The sequence below is a fragment of the Bullifex sp. genome (assembly GCF_034103065.1).
GTDB lineage: Bacteria > Spirochaetota > Spirochaetia > Sphaerochaetales > Sphaerochaetaceae > Bullifex.
Genome location: NZ_JAXEGN010000203.1, coordinates 1 through 24293, shown reverse-complemented (window position 1 = coordinate 24293; position 24293 = coordinate 1). Strand labels below are relative to the sequence as shown.

Here is a 24293-nt window from a genome sequence, read left to right as displayed (position 1 = left end):
TAGCCATACGTGGTGCACGAGCGGCTTCGTAATCAAGTGGATAGAGAGTAGGTGGATATGAAATAGGATCTATTTCTATATCATAGAATGGTGATGATAACTCAGTTATCTTCTCTGTCTCTCTAACTACTGCAGAACCTACTTGTAGTCCAAATACGTAGTCCTCTAACCCATTATAGATAACTTTTGATTCAGAATAAGAAATATCCTCTTTAGTTTGAATAATAAAACCAGAAGAAGGAATAAGTGTTTCACCACCCTTATGATAAGCAATTACCTTATTTCCAATAATTACAATATCACTACCACTTGTCTTAGGTGTTACTCTATCTAATGGCCTTTGATAATAGGTTGCATTATCCCCATCTTTGAATGTAATACCATTAATAGTAATACTAAGATCTGTAACTGATATTTTCTTTACATAACTCTTACCATTTTTATCTACTAATAAAGCTTCTCTATAGAAGAGAGGAGGTTGAATTACAACACCATCTTTAAGAGCAAGACCATAAGAGACACCAAAAGTATCATATGGAGAATCATGGTCAAAAACATCCATTGTAAAGAAGTGGCTATTAACACTTAATTTAGGACAAGGTGTAGTTTGGCTAAGGTATCCAAAGGTATTACTAACAGGAAGTATTGAAATACTATCTTTATCTCCACATAGTACTTTAAACCATCCTTTTTCCTTTAAAGTTGCGATAAAATCACTAGTCTTTTTATCGCTAACTACAATATCATCATTTTCTTTTTTTATTAGTCCTGCTTTGTACTGTCTTTCTAATTCTGCAGCAAAAGCAAGCTGAGGATCAAAGACAGTACCGATGTCAGTATCAAAAGAGAAAGGAATTTTAATGTCATTTGGAAAATGGAAAATAACTAAAGCCCCATACCATGATCTATGCTTTGGAATGATAAAGGCTTCATACATTCTAACAAATTCATCATAAGCTTCTTTTGAAAATGGAGGAATGGAAAATGAAATATCAGACCAAGCAAAGCCCTTTGCTATTTGATAACGTTGCATCTCTCCATTTTCATATTTTTCAGTAATGATTTGTGTTTCTATCATCCTTTTACTCCTGCAGAAAGTGAATTTTCAATGATATATTTCTGGCAGAATAAATATACAATTATTAAAGGTAATACTGATAGTACACTACCTGCAAGTAGTAATGACCACTGTGAGGAGTATGCACTTTGGAACTGAGTAAGACCAAGAGTAACTGTATATAGGTCAGGCTTTGAAATATAAAGCATTGGACGTAGTAGGTCATTCCAGTTATTCATAAAAGCAATAATAAATAATGTTGCTAATGGTGCTGTTGCTTCAGGATAGTATACATGTGTATAAATTTTCCAAGCAGAAGCGCCATCGATAATTGCAGCATCAAAAAGTGCTTCAGGAATTGATTCAAATACGCTGATAAACATAAATGTACCAAAAGCACCAGCTAAGAATGATGGAATAATTAATGGTAGATAGCTATCGAGCCAACCTATTTTCATCATTAAGTAGTATTCAGGGATAATTGTTACTTGGTGAGGTATCATCAAGGTAACAAGCAAAAGAGTAAATATTAACTTGCTTCCTCTAAACTTCATTTTTGCAAATGCAAAGGCAGCCATTGGACAAACTACAATTTGTCCTATTGCAGCAGCTCCCGCAACAATTAATGAGTTTATGATGTACTTAAGGAAGTTATAAGCATTTAATACAGTCGCATAGTTATCCCACATTCCTTTTTTAAATAGCTTTTCTGGCCAAAAGCGTGGAGGGAATGCATATATTTGGTCATCTGACATGAAAGAGTTAACAACCATCCAAACAAAAGGGAATATTGAGATAAATGTAACTAAAATTAAAAGTATGAGTACTATGATATGTGATGATTTTTTCTTTACCATTTTCAATTCCTCCTACTCAAGTGGCTGAGCCCATTTCTTCTTAATAATAAAATTAAGAATAGTTAATCCACCAACAAGTGCGAGAAGTACATAAGCAATTGCTTCTGCATATCCAACTCTATAATATGTAAATGCATTTAGATATACGTCATATACAAGAGTATTTGTTGCATTCTTTGGTCCACCATGAGTCATTGCGTGGATAAGTTCAAAGTTTTTAAATGCATCCATGATTGCAACTGTAAGAACGAAGAATATAGTAGGAGATAACATTGGAATTGTTATTTTAAATAAACGTTGTGAAGCACTAGCTCCATCAACAATTGATGCTTCAATTACTTCACTACTAATTGCTTGTAGTCCAGCGAGGAAAAGAATCATATAGTAACCTGCCATCTTCCATACTTGTACGAAAGTAACGGTACCAAGAGCATATTTGGTATCACTTAGCCAGTAAGGAGCTTGAATACCAAATTTTGAAAGTATTATATCAACAAGACCAAACTTTGGTCCTAAAATCCAACACCAAACGATACCGACTGCAACAGATGAGGTAATAACAGGCATGTAAATTGCAGCACGGAAGAAATTAATGCCTTTTAGTTTGTTATTAATAAGAATAGCAAGGAGTAATCCTACTATCATGGAACCAATTACATACCATAGTGTTAGTTTTATTGTATTTGAAACTATAAGGTAGAAATCTGGTTCAGCAAATAGTTCTTTGAAGTTTTCTAGTCCAATAAAAACAGGGTCCCTTAATAAGTTCCAATCTGTAAAACCAAGATAAAGAGAACTTGCAATTGGAATAAGACGGAAGATTATTAGTCCTACAAGTGTTGGCAAAATAAATAACCAAGGTGTTATCCAGCTATGCCATCTATAAGATTTTGTTTTTGTCAAACTACACCTCCAAGAAAGATGAGGCATATGCATACACAGCATATGCCTCTAAGAATAGTAAGTTAAAAATTATTTGTAATAACGAGCAAGTACTTTGTTGATACTTTCTGTAGCACTCTTCATACCTGCATCGAAGCTTGTTTCACCATTGATAATACTATCGATAACACCATTAAGACCCATAGTATCAGCAGCACCATATCCTCTCCATTCATTCCAACCCTTTGTGTAAGAGGTTGTCATTTCATCATTAGCCATATCTCTTAAGAGCTGCATATCTTTTCCAGGTTGAACTGTTAAGTCAACAAATGCATCTGATTCTGTAAGAGGTTTGTATGCAGGAATCTTACCAGCCATGAACTGGTCTAATGAAATACCTTGACCTGCGATGAACTTAACAAACTTCCAAGCAGCATCAGCATTTTCTGTATATGGAGAAAGTGCATAGCTATCTGGCCAAGCATATGTAAGTCTCTTTGTGCCACTTGGACCCTGAGGTACTCTTACAAAGCCCCACTGGAACTTGTCGCCAATCTTTCTAAAGTCATCAACATACCAGCCTCCATCAACCCACATTGCACAAAGCTCGTTAGGGAATACTTGCTGGTTCTTGAGAGCACTCATATCCTTCTGGCGAGGAGCAGAATGATCAACAAGTACTAAGTCTGTTAACATCTTGAGAGCTTCCATTGCATTAGCATCTGGTTCGAATCTCATTGTATCACGATTTACGAGGTAACCATCGTTAGCAAAAATCCATGATTCAGCATGAGCATATCTACCATAGAACCAGTATCCCCACTGGTCAGGAGTTCCATCACCATTTTTATCAATTGTAAGTTTTTTAGCAGCTTCTCTGAATTGTTCCCATGTCCAATCATCTGTTGGATATGCAATACCTGCTGCATCGAACATATCTTTGTTATAGTAAAGAACTGTATTTACAAGAGCAAATGGAACAGCATAGTAGTGATCTGCATTTGCGATACTCTTTGTTACATCAAAAATTGGCTTATAGAATTCATCAAAAAATCCTGTATCTGCTGCAATTAAATCATCAAGATTTCTAAGTAATCCTTCTTCAGCCCATTCTTCAATGTAACCAGATGAGAGAGTAAATACATCTGGGAGTCTCTTTTGTTGAGCCTGAATTCTTAACTTTGTCCAATACTCTTTTGTATCAACAATAGTATTATTAATTTTGATTCCTGGGTTCTGAGCTTCAAATGCTGCGATAATAGATCTATTTTGTTCTATCATTTCAGGATCCCATGTCCACCATTCCAGTGTTACAGTTTTGTTTTCAGAAGCCTTAGTTTCACTTGATCCATTTGCAAAAAGTGAAAAACACATAATTAAAACTAATAATACTGATAACAACTTTTTCATACTTTAGCCTCCTAAAAGTATAATAATAATTAAATTTTATATCCTAGTTTTAATAAAAAGCAATGTTTTTATTTATTAATTGATTTATATAATGGGGAAAAAGTACTCATTTGTTTTATTTAATCTTTTTATATTGAAAAGTGTGTAATTTGAGTAGTGAGCTCTTAAAGAATTTTGTGCGTTTAGAACTAGAATAACCCCAAAAATTAGTTTTTAAGCTGATTGGTATTTAGCCTTAGTTGAAAGTGATAATGCTATTGGCATTGATATTTGGTATATTGGGACTAATAGAGGATAAAATAGTAAAAAGGTTTAATGCTCTTTTCCTATTTTTTATCATAAATAATTACTCTTTTTTCTTTTGTTGGTATATTTCAATATGTTTGGAGAAATATAAAAATGGCAAAGAAGAAAACACCTATTACATTATTATGTGGATATCTTGGAGCTGGAAAGACAACACTTTTAAATAAAGTTTTAAATAACCAAGAGGGATATAGAGTAGCAGTAATTGTAAATGATATTGGAGAAATAAATGTTGATGCATCCTTAATAGCTAAGGGTGGTCATATTACAGATACTAGTGATATCGTCCCTCTTACAAATGGTTGTATCTGCTGTACCCTGAAGAGTGAAATGACGAAGGGAATAGAGAAGCTTATTTCTAAGGGCCTTTATGATTACATTCTTATTGAGGCTAGTGGAGTATGTGAACCAATGCCTATTGCTCAGGAGCTTGAGTTAATTAGAAATGGTTATCTTGATAATGTTGTAGGCGTTGTTGATGCATCTCGCCTTGTAGATGAATTTGCATCAGGTGAGAAGCTATTAAAGAAAGATGAAATTGCTGAAGAGGATATCGAAAGCCTCTTAGTTCAGCAGATTGAATTCTGCTCAACTCTTGTAATTAATAAAAAGGACTTGGTATCACCAGATGAGCTTAAAAAGGTTAGAATGGTTGTAGATGCTCTCCATCCAGGTGCTAAGGTAATTGAAACAAGTCAGGGAGATGTAGCTGTAAAGGATATCCTAAATACTAATTCCTTTGATTTCGAAGCAGTTTTTAATAGTGCAGGCTGGTGTCAGGCTCTCTCTAAGGAAGGTGAGCTAGGAGATGCAGAGGATGAAAATAATCCTGATCATCACCATGAGCATGAACATCATGAAGAGGAGGAACACCACCATCATGATCACCATCATCATGAACATAGACATGAGGGTGAGAGTGAGGATGAATATGGAATTGGTACTTTCATTTACTATAGGAGAACTCCCTTTGACAGGGAAAAGCTTCGTGCCTTTGTGCCATCGTTTCCAAAGAATATAATTAGATGTAAGGGTGTTATTTGGTTTAGTGATGAAAATGACATGGCTTATATTTTAGAAACTAGTGGACGTCAAATGCTATGTGGTGCATATGGAAGATGGATTGCAACTGCACCTGAAAGAGAGAAAAAGCAGCTTCTTAAGGAAAATCCTCAGCTTAGAGCCGATTGGGATGAAAAGGTTGGCGACAGGATGATAAGGCTTTGTATCATAGGACGAAATTTAGATAAAAAAGAGATTGCAAAAAAGTTTGATGAACTCTTAGATAAATAAGATATTAAAGGGACAGTAGATAATAAAACTAATACTGTCCCTCATTATAGACAAAAGAAATAATTATTCTTTATCACATAAGAATGGCACCATATAGAAAGGCTTGAAATATAAGCTATTATCTTTTGAGACATCTTTTTGAGAAATAAGATAGGTATTTCTAATACTCTTTGAGTACTGACCTGTGACCTTCTAGTTGGACCAAAAATCCAATTAGGAGGTTATTTGTTTAAAAGACAGTAACCATGTTGTTAGACCACAATTTGTTTTTTATGAATTGCAGGAAGAATCCATCAAAGCTTAGATTAGCAAATATCAAGTGAAATAAATACCATGGGTACTTTTCAAAATATTTTATTACTCCAGATTTAGTTTTAACGCAGTGACTATAATAGCCATGTACTACCATATCATGTCTACCACAGGTACACTCTAAACTATGTATATCTATACTTCTAATAATTGAATCATAAGTCGTAACCGAAAAATAAATTGCTCTATTTAACAATATTGTCAAAAGGTATTCTTTAAACAAAAGATGAGGATCTAAATAAATGATTAAGTTTGAAGAATACGATTACTACATTAAGCCAGGATGTACAGATCTTAGAAAGGGAGCATTAAAGCTATCACTAATAGTTCAAGAAGAAATGGCTCTTAATCCATTTTCAAAATCCATCTTTATGTTTTGCAGCAAAAATAGAAAAACTATAAAAGCAATCCTTTGGGATGGTAATGGATGGTTTGAAATAACAAAGCGTTTAGATTATAAATCCACCTTCTCATGGCCAAAGACAGAAGAAGCATCAAGAAGCATAAAATTAGAAGATATAAGGTACCTTTTAAGAGGAGCAGATGTATTTAAAATCTTTCCTAATTACAGCCCATTATTTGCAGGTTAAAATGTTGTAATACAATGAATTATTTTACTAAAACCTATTGTAAAAAGTTTAATAATTCTTTATAATACAAGCATGTATAGTAAGAGTGATTTAGTAGGAAAAACACAAGAAGAATTAGTACAATTAGTATTAGATATGCAGTTTTGTAATGTCAATCTAGCTGCTGAAAGAGAAAAGCATCTAGATAAAATTGCAAATCTAGAAGAAATAATTCGCCTTAAAACTGCTGAGAAATTCACTCCTTCTTCTGAACAAACAGGTAGCCTATTCGAGGAACTAGAATTATTAGCTCAATTTGAAGCCCAGAAAAATGGCCTTCCTGAAAGTGAACAGATAGTTGTTGAAGCTCATACTAGAAAAAAGCATAAGACAAGAGAAAACTCTTCTTTACCTGCTTCTACTCCTGTTATTGATGTATATAACTATGAAGAAACTCCAAGTGAGAAAGTTATTAATGGAGTCCTTTATAAAAGAGTAGAAGATAAAACTATTGATAAGGTTTATATAGTTCCTCAAAAGTATATTATTGTCAGAGACCATTACTTAAAGTATGAACCAGCTAATACTACAGATAGTGAAGATAAAAGCGTAGTAGAGTTTAAAAGCAAGAAGCTTGATGGCCTTGCAGCAACTCCAAACTTTATAGCTCACTCAGTAGTAAGTAAGTTTGATGATTATTTGCCTTTTTATCGTCAGAGCGAGATTCATCAAAGAGCTGGCTTAATAGTACAGCGGCAAAAGTTAGCTAGCTGGATTATTAAGTATTATGAAGAGTTAATTCCTTTAGAAAAAGTTTTAAAGAAACAAGTTTACTCTTCGGCTATGCTTAATAAGGATGAAACTAAGACCACAGTACTTAATGTAAGAACTAAGAGTGGTAAAGTTTCGCAAAATAGCTTCATGTATATAACAATTGGAACTACTTTTAATGAAAAGGAGGTGGCTTTTCATACCCTAGTACTTTGTGAGTATATTCAGGGTCGTAGTAAACAAGTATTACTAGAGGATATTGAAAAGTTTAACTATAAAGGACCTGTTATTACAGATGGCTTGAAGCAATACTTACATATAGAGAAGCATGGTACTTGTTGGGTTCATCTTATTAGAAAGTTCAAAGATGTTTTGAAAGCAACAGCTAATAAAAAAGATATTAATGCTACTATTCTAGTTTCTATTTATACAAAGCTTAGTAATGCTCATTATGATTTAGTTGAGAAATTAAAAAATAAAGAGCTTACTAAAGAAGAATTCTTAAAACAAAGAAGAGAAAAGTCTGAACCTTTAATAGAAGAATTCTTTGATAAAATAGAGGATATTAAGAGCAAGTACTCTTCAAGTGGGTTAATGGGAAAAGCTATTAACTATGCGCTTGAATATAAGCCATATACCTCTTTGTATCTTGATTATGTAGAAGGTGCTCCAGATAACAATTGCTGCTTATGCGCGGTTTTAGAAAATGCGCGGGTTTTCAAACACTCATTACAACATAAGGAGTTAGAAACTTTGGCTTCATAATTTCCGCGCATTTTATTTTCTTTATCTTAAGCCATACAGCTTATTGAGATCCTTTGTTTTCCCTTGCCATAATGGCTCTGCTTCAATATCTTTCTGTGGTGTTGCTTTCTCCATATTTTCTCTTATCTGAGCGATTGAAGCTTTTGCATAGATGCGGGTAGTCTCAAGCTGAGAGTGTCCAAGAAGGGACGAAACCTGCTCAAGGACCATTCCGTTCTGGTAAAGAGATGTAGCTTTGCTCCTTCTGAACATATGAGGATAAACTCTATCAGGAATTGAAGAATCAATAAGACGGGCCTTATCTGCAGAACGTGTAATCATCTCTTGAATGCTTCTCGAACTAATGTGTTCCGGTTTTCCATTATGCATCGTATAAAAGATGTACTCTGAGCCTGAATACTTTACATCCTCATTGATATAATCCTTCAAGAGCATTGGAATATTGCCAATAAGAGGTATAGTGCGCTCCTTCTTACCTTTGCCGACAAGTTGGATAAAAGGAAACTCATCATCAAGATAAACATTGCTAATGCATAAATTCGCTAGTTCAGAAACACGTACCGCGGTCTCGTAGAGCATGAGGATAATTAACTTATCACGCTTTCCTTTCTTGGTGTTCGGACATGAGTCAATAATAAGCTTAACTTGTTCAGATGTAAGCCAATCCTTTATCTTCTTCACTGTTTTGTACGGCTTTACTCTTTTGAGAAGTGTATAAACAGATGCTAGCGCCACGTCCTGAGTAACACAATAATCAATATAACCGCAAAGATCATGAAGGCGGTGGTTGCAGGTTTCTTCAGAGTTTTTTCTATCACTCTTTAACCACTCGAGGAAGTTATAGGCTGTATCGACAGTGAACTCGCTGAACTTGAATGTTGTGAAATTCTTTCCTGTTGCTTCTAGCCAATCTTTGAAGATTGAGAGAGTATCTCTATAGGAGCTGATGGTATGTATGCTCCTGCCTCGCTTGGAAAGGTAGTTCTGCAGGAACATAATAGAATAGTCGAAGAAGTAAGTTTTTCTTGTGTTAGTCAAGTTCTACCTCCCCGGCAATTGAGCCCCTTTCCATTATATTTCTGATAGACTCCTCACGAGGATTGCGCATGTTGTAATAGTAGTAGGTTTCTTCAATACTTCTGTGTCCTAGATACTTGCTCAAAACAGGAACCATTACTTTGAAATCTAACCCTTCTTTGGCCCATTCGTTTATACGGTTGATGACGAATGCATGTCTAAGACTGTGAATTGTTGGTCTTTTTCCTATCCAGCTCGGAAAACAGGCCTTCCACCATTCGCGAAATTTTCTGTCTATTGACGTTCTACAGAAGTGTTTATCACTATAAAAACCTGGGAAGAACCATTCTCTCGAAGGGACTTGTTGTTCCATGTAACCGTCATATTTGACAAGAAGGGCTCTTAAATCTTCTGCAACATAGACATAGCGATCTTTATCGCCTTTTGACTTCTTGATGTATAGCCGTCCGGTAGAGAGGTCTACATCTTCTCTATTTAGCATCACCACTTCACTGAGTCTTAGACCACAAAAATAATATAGACGTATCATAACTGAGTAGGCAGGACAAAGACGTTTAAGAGAGGGTTGCTCATAGTCAAGATTATCAACATGGGTCAAAATCTTCGCTATTTCATCTTCGCTAGGCGTATATAATATAGCTTGAAGCTCTTTACCCATTGTATGGCAGAATGTAGCATGTAGACCTAACGCTTGCATGTATTCTGCGAGCTTATTAACAGTTTGTAGTCTCCTGTTTCTAGATCTATCCTGTTCTATCGGCAATCTTTCTTCCCATAAAGAAACGACCTCACTTTCAAGTTGTCCTGTATCAAGTTCGTTATCAATAATGAACTTGTCAAATCTTTTTAATATTTGTTCTTGTCCATTGAACGAAAATCCCATGGCATGTTGTTCCTCTATGAGACCTTCTATGTAAGGGGTAAGTTTAGATTTAAAATCACTCATAATAAGCCTCCTTTGTAGGAGAACATATTACCAAGAGGGAGGGCACATTCTTTCATGCGTTTCTCATCAATAGAAATATATGGATCAATATTGGCGTCACTTGTATGACCAAGAGTTTCTGCCACCATAGAAAATGTTGTAGAGGTTGCTGTTATCTTAGAAGCAAATGTTTTTCTAAGAATATGAGCTCCTTTGTTTATATTAAGTGCTTTCTTTAGAGCAAAGGCAACAACATTACGCTTATATGGATTAAAAGGTGCTATTTTATTGATAAAAATATAGTTACTCTCTTTGTTGGGGCGTTCTTTAGTTATGTACTCATACAATGCATTACCAACACCGTTTGAAAAGGGAAGAATGATCTCAACATTCGTTTTCTTCTGAATTATTCTGAAAGTCTTGTTTTCCCAATCAATAGAATCAAACGTGAGATTAACAATATCAATTGAACGCATTCCTGTCTGCGATGCTATCTTTAAGAGCGCTCTATCGCGAAGCGATGTAGTTGTATCAATATAGTTGTTGAGTTTTGCTTCCTCTTCTTCTGTGAGAATTGTTGGTGGTTTAATTCTTACACAAGACATTACGGGTATTGAAATAGCAAGATTTTGTTTTATGATTTTTTCTTCATATAGAAATTCAAGAAAACCTTTAATACGATTATTGTAAGCAACCTTTCCTTCAACTGTGGAATGTTTATCTTGAATGTTGAATTCTTTGATGTTTTGGCGTGTTACTTCTGTAAAAGATGTTATCCCTATGCTGTTGAGAAAGTTGCAAAACCTCAAAAGGCTACTGTTATCCATGAAGAGGGTTGACTCAGCAATACGATTTTTAATCCGCATTGCTTTATATGCTTCAACTGCTTCAAGCGCCCAAGAAGGAAATATTTCCTTCTTGAATGAAAAAACAGCGGGAATATTCTCCATGTTGCCATTGAGGATCTCATTTATCACTAAAAGTGTTCGCCTCTTCACCCCAATGTTGTTTCCTAATTTATCTTTCTGCAAGAAGAGAAACTTGTTTACAGCCTCAATAGAGAAACCTTTATTGTGAAGCTCAAGGAATATGCAGAATTCATCAATTGCAGTCGCTGAACCAGCAATAACAGATGATGAATATCCAACCTTCTTTAGGCTTTTCAAATGAATTTGAGCAGCTTTAATAAAGTCAGTAGTTGAGTAATTATCAGGAAAATCTGACAGATCTACTGAATCATAGAGAGCTATTTTGGCATGAAAACTTGGATTGAAAGCTCTATATGCAAAACGAGTAGCAAGTCCAATTTTGTAGAGATATTGAATAAAGGCGGGTTCTCCCTTACTCCAAGCTGGTCTATCAGTGTAATATTTTGCGCTTATCCTGCAATCTACTACATCATATTCACGAAAGCCTTCCTTGATAAGATATGTTAGAAATTTAGCAATACTAAGCCGTATTTCATGATAGTAGAGTTGTCCATTTTCATCACAATACTTAACATAGTTATCCATGATTGATTGAGCCCATCGTGGAAGAAGGTCATGAGGACTAAGTTTTTCTTTATCATAAAAGAGAGGCTTTAAATTACGAGTAGTATCAAAATCGCATGCAATTCGATATACATGGACCCTAATATGCTTGAATTGTTCATAACTCATAGTTGGTCTTACATGATTGAAGAGCCATGTTGCAGCAGTTTCTGGACTGAATTCGAGAGAGTTAAATTCCAAATACTCTTCCAATTGATGAAGAATACTCTTAATTGAGGATAAATAGGATCTACCGTGAGGTTCGTTCTTTGTTTTTTCGATTAATGAATTTACTAAATCCTTGTACCGTTCATTCATATGCAGCCCCTCCTTTGGGCTATACATGAATGGTACAGTAAGAAATAAAATGCGCGGAAATTATGAAGCCAAAGTTTCTAACTCCTTATGTTGTAATGAGTGTTTGAAAACCCGCGCATTTTCTAAAACCGCGCATAAGCAGCAAAATGCGAAATTTCGCATTATGCTGCGAACAAATAGCAAAATGTTGGGCAACTGGAAGAGGTAACTGGTTATTTAGTGAAACTGTAGATGGTGCTGATGCTTCCTCCTTTTTTATGTCTTTAATTGAAACTGCTAAGAGGGCAAATATTTCTACTAATGATTACATTGAATATGTATTAACATTTGCTCCATATGGCAGTAAAGATGATTCTGAGTGGGAAAAGATGCTTCCTTGGAATATAGATCTAAATCGTCTCAATAAGCATAGAGCTATGATTAGCCAGGCTAAAGTAGATGAAAACAGAAAAGATCCTTACATCCTATGTGGAAATTCTAGATAGTATAAGCATCTTTTATGGCACTTAATACATAAGCAAGATTATTATCATTTGTTTGAATTTTAGCACCATAATAGTCGATTACTATATTTACTGGTGCTTTTTCTATTTTTACAAAGCTTGATGTTGATATTTCTGATTCAGTTTTGTAATAACGAGAATTTATCCAGCTCCATAGATTTTTACGATTAATATTGTTTTCTTTAGCAAATTTGTAAATCGTTGTTTTGTTCTCTAAGAGTTGCTCATAGCACTCTTTAGCCATTTGGTCCCTATATTCTTTTGGGTATATACTTGGTTTTGCCATTGTGTCCTCCATATACCCAAATATTAATTAGAGGTTGTTTTTGTTTTAATTGCGATTTATTTTTCGCTTACCATAAGTCTCTTGTGATATTACACTATTTTCTTTTTCTACCTTTAGTGTAATCATTTAATTACCTTTTTTTGATGAGAGTTATTACGAAGTGGTGTTTGTAGGTAACTCTCATATTTTTTATTCTTTAATTTCTAAGCTTTTTGACTAGTTCTTAGTCATATTCTTGGTTTCTTATCTTCATTTATTTTGATTATTTTGACTAGATTATTTCTATATAAAATATCTATCTATATTCCGGCCCAGCTGTCCCGATGAACTCAGGGATTGCATCAAAGGAAAGACCATAATCGTGGCAGAGTCCGGTGACGCGGTCATCGGCTTTGCCGTGATAAACCGTACCCACAGAAAGGAAACACCCTTTCAGTATGCAAGGGATTACATTGAAATCGATGAACTCGGAGTTGACTGCGCCCATAAACGCAAAGGCGTGGCAACGGAAATACTTAAGTTCATCGAGTACTATGCAATGGAAAACGGCATAGCAAGAATTGAACTCAACATGTGGGAGTTCAATGAGGAAGCACTGGCTTTTTACGAAGTATCAAGTTTCAAAACGTACAGAAGGTACCTTGAGAAGAGCATCTGAGCCATAATGACACCATGAACAATATGATCACATTTTAAATAACTCATCTCCGGTAATCACATTCTGGATAATATCTGAATACTTATTACGCTTATATCCACTGCTGCATATTAAAGTAATATGTATGGCGTAATCCGTATCGGTTTCCTTTCTGAACCGGGACATTCTGTTTAACAGTTTTTCGTATTCGTCAGAATCTAGAGAGTAGGCTTCATTTGTAAACTTCATTTCACAAAGATTGATTACTCCATCTTTTCTTACAATAAGCAAATCTATCTGAGCTCCATCCTCTTTATTGCTGCCATGCCATGAATACTCATCTGATTCAATACCACTTATCCCCAGTGCCAGTTTTATCTGTGTGATATGATTAAGACACACGATTTCAAATGATTTTCCTCTCCAGGAATAATATCCCGGGGTATTTATCTGTTCTTTCCAGGATTTAAGTTTTTTATTATTTAAGAACATAATGCTGAAAAGCACGAATGGATCAATCAACTGATAGAAAGACTCTTCACTTTTTTTTGTTAATTTATTGAATCTGCGAATAAATCCGCATTCCTCCAGTTCTCTGAGATCTTTCGTTAAAACTGACCCTCCGCCTATTTCCTTAACGCCTGAAAGCTGGGTTCTGGTAAGGCCATAAGAATTCCTGGCCAGAGATTCCAGAATAGCCATATGTTTTTCCGGCTTATTGAAAAGCGAATGAAAGAGACTATGGTATTCAAAATGCAGATCTCCATACTCTTTAAAACATAATTCTTCCACATTCTGAATTAAACTAAGTCTGGAATCCAAAAGATTCAGGTAATAAGGAACACCGCCAAAAATCATATAACTCTCTATCATTTGGCTTCGGGTCATAACCATATTGTTATATTCAAACAACTCTTCACACTCAGCCAGCGAAAATGGAGCAAGATGTATGCGTTTGGTTATTCTGTTGTGAAACCCTTTCCGATCATAGATTAGGTTGTTTAATATCCAGGATGTGGCTGAACCGCATACAATTATCAAGATATCGTCTTTAGATGAAGCATAGCTGTTCCAGAAGTATTCAAAGGCGCTCTTAAAATCTGATTTGGCAGTATCCATCCATGGAAGCTCATCAAGAAAAATGACTCTTTTATTATTTATTGGTTCACGATAAAGTCCATCACTATCAAGCATCTTCCGAAGCATTTCAAAAGCTTCAAACCAGTCTGATGGTATTTTTTTATCATGATAACCATATTTGATGAGACTCGAATGGAATGTCTTTAACTGGCCCTGTGTTTTCTCATCGGCAATTCCTGTTGTATAGAAAGAGAAATGATTATTGAAGAATTCTTTTATCAGATATGTTTTGCCAACTCTTCTTCGGCCATATACCGCAACAAGTTCGGGTTTCTTTGATAACAGACACTGCATAAGACAGTCTTTTTCTCTTTCTCTTCCAATAATCCTCATAATATCACCTTACATTCACATATTTCGCCATTTTTCATGTAATTCAACAATATTTGGCGATTTATGCGCTATTTCCTATATTATATTTCGCCAAACTATGATTTGCAAGTACAAAAGATATCAGTGCTGATTGCTGTATTCAGCTTCTTCTGCACCCTTACTGATACTAAATTGGATAATGTGCTGAATCGTATCGTTCGGCTCCACAGTAGCGGGAAGCCTTCCCGACACGTTTGGAACATAAATGAGCATAACATACATGGGTAGCAGGATTCATAGTGACAGGTGCACTGATGAGAGTACTTAAGAAAAACAGATAAGTTTAAGTCTGAAATCAAAACCGCGTCAAAGTCAGAACAGTGGCATAATCCGCTGATACACTCAGCATTCGGGCCTTCAATGAGGAAATTCTTTCATTTTTAAACATTTTGACTATTTCTTAGTCATATTCTTGCTTATCTATCTTCATTTATTTTGCGCTTACAGTGCACCACTTTCAAATAAGGATGTAAATATCTTTAATTCCCAGTATCCAACTTTAACGGTTTATAAGGCACAAGTATTTCATGATAGATTCATTATTTTAGATGGAAAAACTGTTTACCATATATGTGCTTCCATAAAAGACACCGGAAAAAAGTGCTTTGGTATTTCGCTGCTGAGAGATCAAGAAATAGTGATGGAAATATTGAATCGACTAAATGAGATTTAAAAAAATCTGATATTGGTCTACAAAAATGAATCCTATCATCGAAAATAAGTTTCTTTGCGGTTTCTAGTGCTTTTCTTATATATAGCAAGAAACTAACTAGAAAACTTTGTGTGGATTTTTATGTGGATTTTTGGAAAAGTAATATTTCTTTCAAGAAAGCAATATAAAAAATACTCAAACGCTATTTTCTTTATCTAAAAACATTTAACAAAAAGAAAACCCTAGGATAACCTAGGGCTATAGTTCTCGGAGAAGGGGGGATTCGAACCCCCGGACCCGGGTTTAGCAGGTCAACTCCTTAGCAGGGAGCCCGATTCGGCCTCTCTCGCACCTCTCCAAATAAAAAAAACGGAGAGAGAGGGATTCGAACCCCCGGATACTTGCGCATCAACGGTTTTCAAGACCGCCTCCTTCGACCGCTCGGACATCTCTCCATTTGAATAAATTGGACTGCTTTTCAGTCAATTACAAGGTATTATTGAGGATTTAATATTTTTTGTCAATATTCTATTTGTTATTTTATTCACATTATGGCATAAAAAAATAAATAAATAGTTTTCTGATCTACTTAAGACTTGTATATTAATAGAGTATGTTTTGGCCTTTTAAAAAGAAGAAAGTTAATAATGAATTATTTGCTGTTAAGAAATCAAATGAGAATCTTGAAACTTTGAAAGCATCTAAGCTTGCTGAGGAGGCTTTTGATTTAGCAGCTAAGATTTATTCTGAAACAGGGCCTAGAAAGGCAGGTAGTGAAAGTTCTAAAAAATGTGCAAGAATACTCCTTGAAGAATTCAAGAAGCATAGCGATGATGCTATTATTACCTCCTTTCGTTCAAGTGAAAGTGCCTTTTATGGCTCAATAAAATTATTAGCCATAACAGCTCCAGTAATTATTGTATTGAGTTTTTTTAGTTGTACATTATTAGCTCTACTTCTATTCTTATTTGTTTCCTTTGTAGTTGTTTGGGAATTCTTTTTATGTAAAGGCTCTGATAAAACATTCTTTTCAAAGTGTGACATGACTAATGTTCATTGTGTAATAGAACCGGAAGAAGAATGCTTAAATACGATAATATTTACATCTCATCATGATAGTGCTCTATTGATGAATAATAAATGTTCAATTGTGTTATCACTATATTTACCTCTAATACATTGGCTTATTTTAGGTCTTACTTGTATTGTAGGCTTTATTTGTGACATTTTTACACTTGGTTTATTTAATATAGGATTTCCACCACTATTTCAAATAGTTCTATTAATAATAATGGCACTTACTAGTATAGTTTATTTAAACTTATATAAGCTTATTACCCCTGAATATTCTCCAGGAGTCGGTGATAATCTAATTTCTTCATGCGTATTAGAAGAGTTATCTAAATACTTTAAATGGAAGAAAGATAATGATAAAGGTTTAAAAAACACAAAACTAATATTTTCATCTTTCGATGGAGAAGAGTGTGGAATAAAGGGATCTGCTTGGTGGTTCAACCATCATAAGGATCAATTTGTATCACCTATAGTTATTAATCTTGATTGTTTATATGATTCTTCCGAACTAACTATCTTAACAAAAGATGTAAATGGATATGTTAATCTTTCAAATTCTCTTGCTTCAATGTGTGCAATGAAAGCAGAAAAGATGGGATATAAAGTAAAAATGGGTTATATGGGTTTATTTTGTGGTTCAACAGATGCGGCATCTGCTGCAAGATGTGGTCTTGATGCAGTATCTATTGTTTGTACTTCAACAACTCCAAATGAAAAAACATATTACCATACTAAGGAAGATATTATAGATAAATTAGATAGAGCTACAATTGAAGAAATAATATCGCTTTGTATTAAGATTGTAGAAGAAAATAGTATATGTGAAAAACAGGAAGAAAAGGGATTAGTATTACAAGATAGTAGTAAAAAGCTTACTGTCATGAAATCGTGATAGTACAACGCCCCATTGTTATTGAAGTAAAACGTGCTTCAAGAGTTTCTTTTTCACTTTGAGGAATTAAACCTTTAATTGTAATTCCAGAGGTAAATTCTTCTTCAATATTTGAGGCTTTTACTTGATTTAATAATCTTTTTATTAACTCATAGAAATCATAGGAAATTAGCATTGAGAAGCTAGATTTTGCAATTAAAGGCTCAGTTTTTATGATTCCAAGGACTTCTTTTGTGCTATCTCCATATGCTTTTACAAGTCCCCCTGTACCAAGAAGAGTTCCACCAAAATATCTTATGATACAAACAAGAATATTTGTAACACCACTTCCTTTTAATACCTCTAAGGCAGGGCGTCCTGCAGTATTCTTTGGTTCTCTATCATCACTCATTGAGTATAAATCACCGGCGGGTCCAATTACTGCAGCATGGACAACATGAGTAGCATCAGGATGCTCTTCTCTTATCATTTTAACCAAACTTTTTATTTCTTCTAAAGAGGTACAAGGAAGCGCTACAGAGATAAATCTGCTCTTTTTAACTACTATTTCACATTCTGCTCGTTCAAGTAAAACTTCCAATTGTTACCACCTATGCTGATATATATTATCTGTTAAATTATAGCTTGATATCTTATCTGCAAGCTTTTTTAGTGTGATGATTTCATCTTCTTCAAGTGTAATCGTGGATGAGAAAATATCAAGCTGATAAGGTTTACTAATTCCAATAAATATTCTATCAAAACCACCTTGCCTTGAAAAAGCTAGAGCTATTTCAGCCATTGTAGTTGAATACTTTATTGCTAATTTTTCTACCATATCTAGTAAAGAATGAAATTCACTAAGATGATCAAATACCCATAAATTCTTTCTACCATCATTAAGAGAACTTTTATCTCTATATTTTCCACTTAATAATCCCTCTCCTAGAGGTGTATATCCATATAGTTTTATGTTTTTTTCATTAGAGAGTTCTATTATTTTGTCAATTTCCTTTGTCCAAATTAGAGAATATGAACGCTCTAATACATTTACTTCGAAATCTGAAGAAACTTGTTTTAATAATTCATATGGAAAGTTACTAACACCGATGTTGATGCACTTTTCTTCTGTTTTTAGCTTTTCAAGACTTTTGAAAGTTGAAAATAATAATCTTTCATCTTTAGTTGGCCAATGAATTAATAGAGTATTGAAGTAATCACAATTAAGGCGAGAAAGAGAAGTTTCAGCCTTTTTAATAAAGGTTGGAAGTGGCATTATCTTTTGAGTGATATCGTATTCTTCTCTTTTAACATGTTGTTCTTTTAACACTGAGTATAATAGGTTATCAGCATTTTCATAAGAGTAAGCACTATCAAATACTCTAATGCCACTTCTAATAGCTTTTCTTAATATGTCTTTATAGTATTGAGGCTGCATGTCCTCATAGAAGGAAAGTTTTCCTCCTACTTGTACAAGTCCAAGAGCTAATTTACTCTTCACTTTTCCAAATTACCTTATGGTCGATTAATGACCTATCATCAAGTAAGAAATATGCTTCAAACTTTTTACCTTCTAACATACCCGGAAGCCATAAAATATCATCTTCCCACATATTCTCATATGGAATTTTGTCCTTACTAATCCAGAAAGGACGTGCTTCATCACATTCCTTTAATTCACCTTCAGCTCCATTGGAAGTAAAAACATATCCTAGTTCTCTGATATCCTTATGCTTAAATTGGAAATATATAGTACCCATTAATACAGGATCTTTAATATCGAGACCTGTTTCTTCCTTAGTTTCTCTTATCGCAGCTTCACTGGCGGTTTCTTCAAGCTCAATGTGTCCTCCTGGAGCATTAAAATAACCTTCACCAAGACCTCTTTTCTTTTCGATAAATAAAATCTTATCGTCTTTTTGTGTAAAAGTAATAACACATCTATCTGTTGGTTCCCAAAGATCCCAGTTAATATCATCAATTTTTTCTGCTTCCATAAAGCTTGCTTGCAAAAGCTCTGGATTTGATTTTCTTAATTTTTCAGCTTCAATCCTTTCTCTTTCTGCTTTTTCTTCTGGGTGTGCTTCATCATGGCAGTCTTGGCAAAGACAGTCATCATGACCAATTACATATTCAAAAGGAAGTCTCTTTTTGCACTTTCTACATCTAAGTCTAAAAGGCCATACCTTATCACGAAAGATAAAACCAATAACAATGGATAGTGCAATTGGGACGATAATAAAATAGCCTGATAGTTCTTTGATATCGATAATTATTACACCAAGATATGTAAGTAAAGAAAGTAGAGCAATATATATTATTGCTTTAGTTTTATAGTATGTATCTTTCAGTTTTCTTTGAGAGATATTTACCATAAGAATAACAAATAGAACCCATATGTATACGTTATTAAATTTTTCTATCATGCGATTAAGATAGTATGTCTTTTAAGGATTTACAACCTCATTTTTTCTTTATTGCAGGGATAAAGAAAATGGGGTAGTCTTATGAACGTATAAGGAAAAAAGAAATGAACAACATAGCATCTTATATTGATCATACTATGCTTGCAGCTAATGCAACTGTAAGTCAGATTAAACAGCTTTGTGAGGAAGCAAAGAAATATCACTTTGCTTCAGTATGTGTAAATTCTTGTCATGTAAAGCTTTGTGCTGAATTACTTAAGGGTACAGGTGTAAATGTTTGTACAGTTGTAGGTTTCCCATTAGGCGCAATGAGTACAAAGGCAAAAGCATTTGAAGCAAGTTGTAGTGTAGATGATGGCGCAACAGAAATTGATATGGTACTTAATGTTGGTGCCATGAAAGATAAAGATTACGACTTTGTTTTAAATGATATTAAAGCAGTTAAAGAGGGTTGTAAGGGAAAGCTTTTAAAAGTAATTCTTGAAACTTGTTTATTAACAGATGATGAAATAGTTAAAGCCTCAGAACTTTCAGAGCAAGCTGGAGCAGATTATGTAAAAACATCTACAGGATTTTCAAAAGGTGGTGCAACTGTTGAAGCTGTTAAACTAATGAGAAAGACTGTTGGTGATCGTCTTGGTGTTAAAGCTTCTGGTGGAATTAGAGATAAAGAGACAGCTCTTAAGATGATTGAAGCAGGTGCATCAAGACTTGGATGTTCTGCCGGTGTAAAGATCATGGAAGGTGAGGTTTCTGATGCCGCATATTGAGGCAAATTCTAAAAGTGAAGATTTTTTAAAGTCTTTAGGATTCCCTACAATTGATGTCCATGAGACTTTTACTCATTTTGATTTTACAAAGCCAGGTCGAAGAGTTTTGTTAATTGGTCCTATGGGTAGCGGAAAGACAGAATTCGCTGCCCGGGTTTGGCGTGATGCTGCAATAGCACAAAAGAAAGGTGAAGCAGTAAAGGCGTTAACTAGTACAGGCTGTGTTGATAGAAGAAAAGTATTTTTTATCCGCAGTGAAATTGATGGAGCACGCTTTACGGATTATCCTGATGATGCTCTTGCATATAGATCTGGCTATATTAGATGTGGTGAAAATATTGCTAGAATTAAGGATTCTTTTGGTCTTGAGCAGGTAATAAAAGATAATCCTACAGTTGGAACATATATTATTGATGAAGCTTCATTCTTTGATGAACGTCTTGCATACGTGGTAAGAAATTGTTCATTAGAGAAAGGATGTATGTTTATTTTTCCAACTTTAGTATTAAATTTTAGAAGGGATTTATTTAACAATACTGCACGCTTGATGCTTGATATTGCTACTGATGTAATTCCTCTTACTGCTTATTGTGAACATCCTGATTGTATGGACTCAGCATTCTATACTTATAGGTATTACACTATTGATGATAAAGAATGTCCTGCACTTTTCTTTGATCCTCTTATTGTAGTGGGAGGAGATAAAACAAAGAATGGTGCATTAGAGCCTAACTATGCTTCTCGCTGTGATAGACACCACTATTTACCTGGAAAAGAATATACATTCTTTACTCTAAAGCCTCTTGGTGAAGCTGCGAGTAGGGGGGATAATTCTGGCTTATTAAAGGAAATTGAGGCATTAAAGTGTAATAAAGAGAAATCTATTCTCTATGAAAATCTTATGAGAAGTTATGGAGATAATCCTGATGGAGAAAAGTATCTCAACGCTTTATTACCTGACTATACAGCAGAAAAAGCTTTGAGCTTTTTATTCTGTGAACAAAATTTAATTAGTGAACAATTACTTCAAAGGATTGTTTTTGATCTTGAGCTTGATATTAATTATCTGACTAAAACTCTGTCAGATAATAGAAGGCCAGTCAGTTTTGACCAGCCTTATTTGCTCTAGGACGGAATAGTCCAAAAAATCAATGTTAATTTTCCCTTGCGCCTATGATTTTCTGATTTAGAATTTATTAAGGGTAGCAAGGGTTTCTTTTAATGTCTTTGGATTGTGATTCTCAAGCAGTATTGGGACATATAAGTTTCTCTTTCTGAGTTCTTTGAAAAATAAATCCCATCTAAAAACACCTGTAGTAACAGGAAGATCACCTTTCTTGAGTCCATCTTCATTGAGGATATAATCCTTACAGTGAATAATGCATAATCTTTCTTTGAAGGCATCAAGACAGGTAGTTATATAATTTAACTGAGCTTCCTGGCTTGGAATAGCTCTATAGGATCCATCTAATTCAGGGATTCCTAATCTTGGAACTAGATTTATTGGATCAAAGATAAGCTTAAGGTGTTCATCTTGGAATTTATCCAGGACTCTAACTGTTCTTTCAACTGTACACATTGTATGAGGGAATGCAACAGGCTCGATTGCACAAATAGCATCATTCTTGATTGCTTGATTAAGCATAAAGTCTATTGAATTAAGAAGAGTTTCAAATACTTTTTCTTCATAAGTCTCAGGACTATATGTGATTTTAGGTGTCCAAGAACCTGTTTCAGTGCCGACTACCTTACAACCAAATGCTTTATTAAGCTCTAAGCTTCTTTTAAAGCGTTGAAGTTGTTGTTCTCTTTCATCCTTATCAGGGTGAACAGGGTTAATGTAGCAGCCAATAACTGCTGCAGATACACCTTTAGCAGCAAGGTCATCCCTTATGCTACTGATGTATTCTTCATCCCACTGTGTCCATTTTCTTGCAGATGGAATGACTTTATTGAGTGCTAGTTGAATCACTGCTGGTGATTTAACTTCCGATACAACATTTGCTAGCTCGCTGGCAGAATTAAACGAGCCAAAATCGTGAGCTCTAAAACCAATATTAAACATGGTTTTAGGATATTTCACTTTTACTGGTTTAGTAAATAAAAAAAAGAGAGGAGTAAAAGATGAGTGATCTTGTCACAACAACAAAAAGACTACAGACATTGCTAGATGGAGCAGGTGTAATAACAATTCCTGCTGGAGAATATCTTACAGGTCCGCTTGAGGTGAGATCTAATACAAAGCTCATCCTAGAAAAGGGAGCAGTAATAAAGTTTATCTCCGATCCAAGTATATATGAACCAGTTTTCTCTAGATGGGAAGGGGTAAAATGCTACTGTATGCATCCTTGTTTATTTATTAATGAGGCACATGATGTTGAGATTACAGGTGAAGGCGTAATAGATGGAAATGGTTCTGCTTGGTGGGCTGAGGTATGGAGAAAAAAGAGTGTTGGCCAAAATGCTCCAGAGTCTGAAATTGAAAAGAAGTTTGCTGCTTTAAATCCTGGTTATGAAACTCAACCTGGTGGCGGTGGTGGAAGACCTTGTCAGTTTTTACGTCCATCTCTTATTCAAATAAAAGATAGCTATAATGTAAAGTTAGAAGGTGTTACAGTACAAAATAGCCCTTTCTGGACTATTCATCCTGTATTTAGCCATGATTTAGTTCTTCAAAATCTAACTGTAAAAAATCCATATGATTCTCCAAATACAGATGGCATTGATATTGAATCTTGTTCACATGTTAAAGTAATTGATTGCAGTGTATTTGTAGGTGATGATGGAATTGCACTTAAGAGTGGTTCTGGCCCTGAAGGTATTAAGGACAATGTTCCTACAACTGATATCCTTATTAAGGGGTGCCGTGTTGTTAAGGCTCATGGTGGTGCAGTAATTGGATCTGAAACAGCAGCCGGTATTAGCAATGTAGTAGTTGAAGATTGTATCTTCGATGATACAGATAGAGGTATTAGAATTAAATCTAGAAGAGGCCGAGGTGGTGCACTTCATGATTTAGTATTTAGAAATCTTTCAATGAAGAATAATATTTGTCCTCTAGTTGTTAATATGTTCTACAAGTGTGGATGTTTTGAAGACGGTCCATTCTCTCTTGAAAAGCAAGAGATAACTGCTGAAACTCCAAGCCTTTACAATGTTGTTGTTGAAGGTTGTAAAGCAGAAGGTAGTAGGGCTTCAGCTGGTATGATTGTTGGACTTCCTGAAATGCCTGTAAAGAATCTTGTAGTTAAGGATTGTGTACTTGGTGTTGATCCTAATGCTGATGTTGATGTTAATACATCTGGTATGTACAGAGGTCTGCCAACTCCAGAGAGCCGTGGCCTTAGACTTAGATATATCGAAGGCTTAAAGCTTGAGAATGTAAATGTCATTGGAACTGATAAAGAAATTCTTATCGAGGATAGTGTTACATTCGCTAATTAATTAACAATTATTCTGAGGGTAGTCCAGTCACGTTTCTCCTTATGGACTACCCTCTTTCCTTTTGTTATACATTCATTTATTAT

The 24293-nt window shown here is 34.7% G+C and carries 22 protein-coding genes and 2 tRNA genes; 9 read left to right on the top strand and 15 right to left on the bottom strand.

Features of this window, described 5'->3' with window-relative positions:
• From SOY52_RS07930 to SOY52_RS07915, 4 genes are all read right to left on the bottom strand, one after another.
• The coding region (locus tag SOY52_RS07930) for a hypothetical protein (RefSeq protein WP_320848417.1) at positions 1-1078 on the bottom strand (1078 nt) is incomplete at its 3' end.
• Positions 1075-1914: a carbohydrate ABC transporter permease gene (locus tag SOY52_RS07925; RefSeq protein ID WP_320848416.1), complete on the bottom strand. Its 840-nt coding sequence runs from the start codon at positions 1912-1914 to the stop codon at positions 1075-1077. The genes SOY52_RS07925 and SOY52_RS07930, both read right to left, overlap by 4 nt.
• Before the next feature lie 12 nt (positions 1915-1926).
• A complete protein-coding gene (locus tag SOY52_RS07920; RefSeq protein WP_320848415.1) occupies positions 1927-2817 on the bottom strand; it encodes a sugar ABC transporter permease in 891 nt (296 codons plus the stop codon).
• A gap of 69 nt (positions 2818-2886) precedes the next feature.
• Positions 2887-4206, bottom strand: a complete 1320-nt coding sequence (locus SOY52_RS07915) for a sugar ABC transporter substrate-binding protein (protein WP_320848414.1) — start codon at positions 4204-4206, stop codon at positions 2887-2889.
• Positions 4207-4605: 399 nt separating this feature from the next.
• Here SOY52_RS07915 and SOY52_RS07910 point away from each other — a divergent pair, with 399 nt between their 5' ends.
• The 3 genes from SOY52_RS07910 (at position 4606) to SOY52_RS07900 (ending at position 8222) form a co-directional block, all read left to right on the top strand.
• Positions 4606-5805, top strand: a complete 1200-nt coding sequence (locus SOY52_RS07910; RefSeq protein WP_320848413.1) for a CobW family GTP-binding protein — start codon at positions 4606-4608, stop codon at positions 5803-5805.
• A gap of 554 nt (positions 5806-6359) precedes the next feature.
• A complete protein-coding gene (tnpB, locus tag SOY52_RS07905; protein WP_320848412.1) occupies positions 6360-6707 on the top strand; it encodes an IS66 family insertion sequence element accessory protein TnpB in 348 nt (115 codons plus the stop codon).
• Between the two features lie 72 nt (positions 6708-6779).
• A complete protein-coding gene (locus tag SOY52_RS07900) occupies positions 6780-8222 on the top strand; it encodes an IS66 family transposase (RefSeq protein ID WP_320848411.1) in 1443 nt (480 codons plus the stop codon).
• A gap of 21 nt (positions 8223-8243) precedes the next feature.
• Here SOY52_RS07900 and SOY52_RS07895 read toward each other — a convergent pair whose 3' ends face one another.
• The 3 genes from SOY52_RS07895 to SOY52_RS07885 are packed head-to-tail and all read right to left on the bottom strand — an operon-like array spanning position 8244 to position 12035.
• The gene (locus SOY52_RS07895) at positions 8244-9260 is read right to left on the bottom strand and encodes a tyrosine-type recombinase/integrase (RefSeq protein WP_320848410.1); all 1017 of its coding nucleotides are present in this window, start codon (positions 9258-9260) and stop codon (positions 8244-8246) included.
• Positions 9253-10206, bottom strand: a complete 954-nt coding sequence (locus SOY52_RS07890) for a tyrosine-type recombinase/integrase (RefSeq protein ID WP_320848409.1) — start codon at positions 10204-10206, stop codon at positions 9253-9255. Before SOY52_RS07890 ends, SOY52_RS07895 begins: the two co-directional genes overlap by 8 nt.
• Complete coding sequence (locus SOY52_RS07885) at positions 10203-12035, bottom strand: tyrosine-type recombinase/integrase (protein ID WP_320848408.1); 1833 nt, start codon at positions 12033-12035, stop codon at positions 10203-10205. Before SOY52_RS07885 ends, SOY52_RS07890 begins: the two co-directional genes overlap by 4 nt.
• 146 nt (positions 12036-12181) lie before the next feature.
• Here SOY52_RS07885 and SOY52_RS07880 point away from each other — a divergent pair, with 146 nt between their 5' ends.
• A complete protein-coding gene (locus SOY52_RS07880; protein ID WP_320848407.1) occupies positions 12182-12520 on the top strand; it encodes a transposase domain-containing protein in 339 nt (112 codons plus the stop codon).
• Here SOY52_RS07880 and SOY52_RS07875 read toward each other — a convergent pair.
• The gene (locus tag SOY52_RS07875; RefSeq protein WP_320848406.1) at positions 12513-12824 is read right to left on the bottom strand and encodes a hypothetical protein; all 312 of its coding nucleotides are present in this window, start codon (positions 12822-12824) and stop codon (positions 12513-12515) included. The two genes, SOY52_RS07880 and SOY52_RS07875, sit on opposite strands and share 8 nt — an antisense overlap.
• A gap of 286 nt (positions 12825-13110) precedes the next feature.
• Here SOY52_RS07875 and SOY52_RS07870 point away from each other — a divergent pair, with 286 nt between their 5' ends.
• Positions 13111-13482, top strand: coding sequence for a GNAT family N-acetyltransferase (locus SOY52_RS07870; RefSeq protein ID WP_320848418.1), 372 nt, complete (start codon positions 13111-13113; stop codon positions 13480-13482).
• Between the two features lie 27 nt (positions 13483-13509).
• Here the strand turns inward: SOY52_RS07870 and SOY52_RS07865 are convergent, their stop codons facing one another.
• The 3 genes from SOY52_RS07865 to SOY52_RS07855 form a co-directional block, all read right to left on the bottom strand.
• Positions 13510-14934: an ATP-binding protein gene (locus SOY52_RS07865; protein WP_320848405.1), complete on the bottom strand. Its 1425-nt coding sequence runs from the start codon at positions 14932-14934 to the stop codon at positions 13510-13512.
• 959 nt (positions 14935-15893) lie between these two features.
• Positions 15894-15983: transfer RNA gene (locus SOY52_RS07860), tRNA-Ser, on the bottom strand.
• A 12-nt stretch (positions 15984-15995) separates the two neighbouring features.
• Positions 15996-16080, bottom strand: a tRNA-Ser gene (locus tag SOY52_RS07855).
• Between the two features lie 158 nt (positions 16081-16238).
• Here SOY52_RS07855 and SOY52_RS07850 point away from each other — a divergent pair.
• Positions 16239-17591, top strand: coding sequence for a M28 family metallopeptidase (locus SOY52_RS07850; RefSeq protein WP_320848404.1), 1353 nt, complete (start codon positions 16239-16241; stop codon positions 17589-17591).
• On the opposite strand, the gene SOY52_RS07845 is transcribed toward SOY52_RS07850, so the two are convergent.
• The 3 genes from SOY52_RS07845 to SOY52_RS07835 are packed head-to-tail and all read right to left on the bottom strand — an operon-like array spanning position 17578 to position 19996.
• On the bottom strand, positions 17578-18171 hold the full coding sequence (locus tag SOY52_RS07845) for a YigZ family protein (protein ID WP_320848403.1): 594 nt from the start codon (positions 18169-18171) through the stop codon (positions 17578-17580). The genes SOY52_RS07850 and SOY52_RS07845 overlap by 14 nt on opposite strands.
• A 3-nt stretch (positions 18172-18174) precedes the next feature.
• Positions 18175-19071: an aldo/keto reductase gene (locus tag SOY52_RS07840; protein WP_320848402.1), complete on the bottom strand. Its 897-nt coding sequence runs from the start codon at positions 19069-19071 to the stop codon at positions 18175-18177.
• Positions 19061-19996 carry an 8-oxo-dGTP diphosphatase gene (locus SOY52_RS07835; RefSeq protein WP_320848401.1) on the bottom strand — a complete coding sequence of 312 codons (936 nt, stop codon included), beginning with the start codon at positions 19994-19996 and terminating at the stop codon, positions 19061-19063. The genes SOY52_RS07840 and SOY52_RS07835 overlap by 11 nt, the downstream gene beginning before the upstream one ends.
• A gap of 104 nt (positions 19997-20100) precedes the next feature.
• On the opposite strand from SOY52_RS07835, the gene deoC reads away from it, so the two are divergent.
• Both deoC and SOY52_RS07825 read left to right on the top strand, forming a co-directional pair.
• Entirely contained in the window at positions 20101-20766 is a 666-nt protein-coding gene (deoC, locus tag SOY52_RS07830) for a deoxyribose-phosphate aldolase (RefSeq protein ID WP_320848400.1), read from the top strand.
• Positions 20753-21895, top strand: a complete 1143-nt coding sequence (locus tag SOY52_RS07825) for a thymidine kinase (RefSeq protein ID WP_320848399.1) — start codon at positions 20753-20755, stop codon at positions 21893-21895. The genes deoC and SOY52_RS07825 overlap by 14 nt, the downstream gene beginning before the upstream one ends.
• 57 nt (positions 21896-21952) lie before the next feature.
• Here the strand turns inward: SOY52_RS07825 and SOY52_RS07820 are convergent, their stop codons facing one another.
• Positions 21953-22849, bottom strand: coding sequence for a sugar phosphate isomerase/epimerase family protein (locus tag SOY52_RS07820; RefSeq protein ID WP_320848398.1), 897 nt, complete (start codon positions 22847-22849; stop codon positions 21953-21955).
• A gap of 41 nt (positions 22850-22890) precedes the next feature.
• On the opposite strand from SOY52_RS07820, the gene SOY52_RS07815 reads away from it, so the two are divergent.
• Positions 22891-24210, top strand: a complete 1320-nt coding sequence (locus SOY52_RS07815) for a glycoside hydrolase family 28 protein (protein WP_320848397.1) — start codon at positions 22891-22893, stop codon at positions 24208-24210.
• Positions 24211-24293: the final 83 nt, after the last annotated feature.

Bases quoted from the DNA above. Each gene is read 5' to 3' on its own strand.
- SOY52_RS07835 (WP_320848401.1), bottom strand. From the start codon at position 19,996: ATGATAGAAAAATTTAATAACGTATACATATGGGTTCTATTTGTTATT.
- SOY52_RS07875 (WP_320848406.1), bottom strand. From the start codon at position 12,824: ATGGCAAAACCAAGTATATACCCAAAAGAATATAGGGACCAAATGGCT.
- deoC (WP_320848400.1), top strand. From the start codon at position 20,101: ATGAACAACATAGCATCTTATATTGATCATACTATGCTTGCAGCTAAT.
- SOY52_RS07880 (WP_320848407.1), top strand. From the start codon at position 12,182: ATGCGAAATTTCGCATTATGCTGCGAACAAATAGCAAAATGTTGGGCA.
- SOY52_RS07885 (WP_320848408.1), bottom strand. From the start codon at position 12,035: ATGAATGAACGGTACAAGGATTTAGTAAATTCATTAATCGAAAAAACA.
- SOY52_RS07925 (WP_320848416.1), bottom strand. From the start codon at position 1,914: ATGGTAAAGAAAAAATCATCACATATCATAGTACTCATACTTTTAATT.
- SOY52_RS07825 (WP_320848399.1), top strand. From the start codon at position 20,753: ATGCCGCATATTGAGGCAAATTCTAAAAGTGAAGATTTTTTAAAGTCT.
- tnpB (WP_320848412.1), top strand. From the start codon at position 6,360: ATGATTAAGTTTGAAGAATACGATTACTACATTAAGCCAGGATGTACA.
- SOY52_RS07815 (WP_320848397.1), top strand. From the start codon at position 22,891: ATGAGTGATCTTGTCACAACAACAAAAAGACTACAGACATTGCTAGAT.
- SOY52_RS07890 (WP_320848409.1), bottom strand. From the start codon at position 10,206: ATGAGTGATTTTAAATCTAAACTTACCCCTTACATAGAAGGTCTCATA.
- SOY52_RS07915 (WP_320848414.1), bottom strand. From the start codon at position 4,206: ATGAAAAAGTTGTTATCAGTATTATTAGTTTTAATTATGTGTTTTTCA.
- SOY52_RS07910 (WP_320848413.1), top strand. From the start codon at position 4,606: ATGGCAAAGAAGAAAACACCTATTACATTATTATGTGGATATCTTGGA.
- SOY52_RS07850 (WP_320848404.1), top strand. From the start codon at position 16,239: ATGTTTTGGCCTTTTAAAAAGAAGAAAGTTAATAATGAATTATTTGCT.
- SOY52_RS07865 (WP_320848405.1), bottom strand. From the start codon at position 14,934: ATGAGGATTATTGGAAGAGAAAGAGAAAAAGACTGTCTTATGCAGTGT.
- SOY52_RS07900 (WP_320848411.1), top strand. From the start codon at position 6,780: ATGTATAGTAAGAGTGATTTAGTAGGAAAAACACAAGAAGAATTAGTA.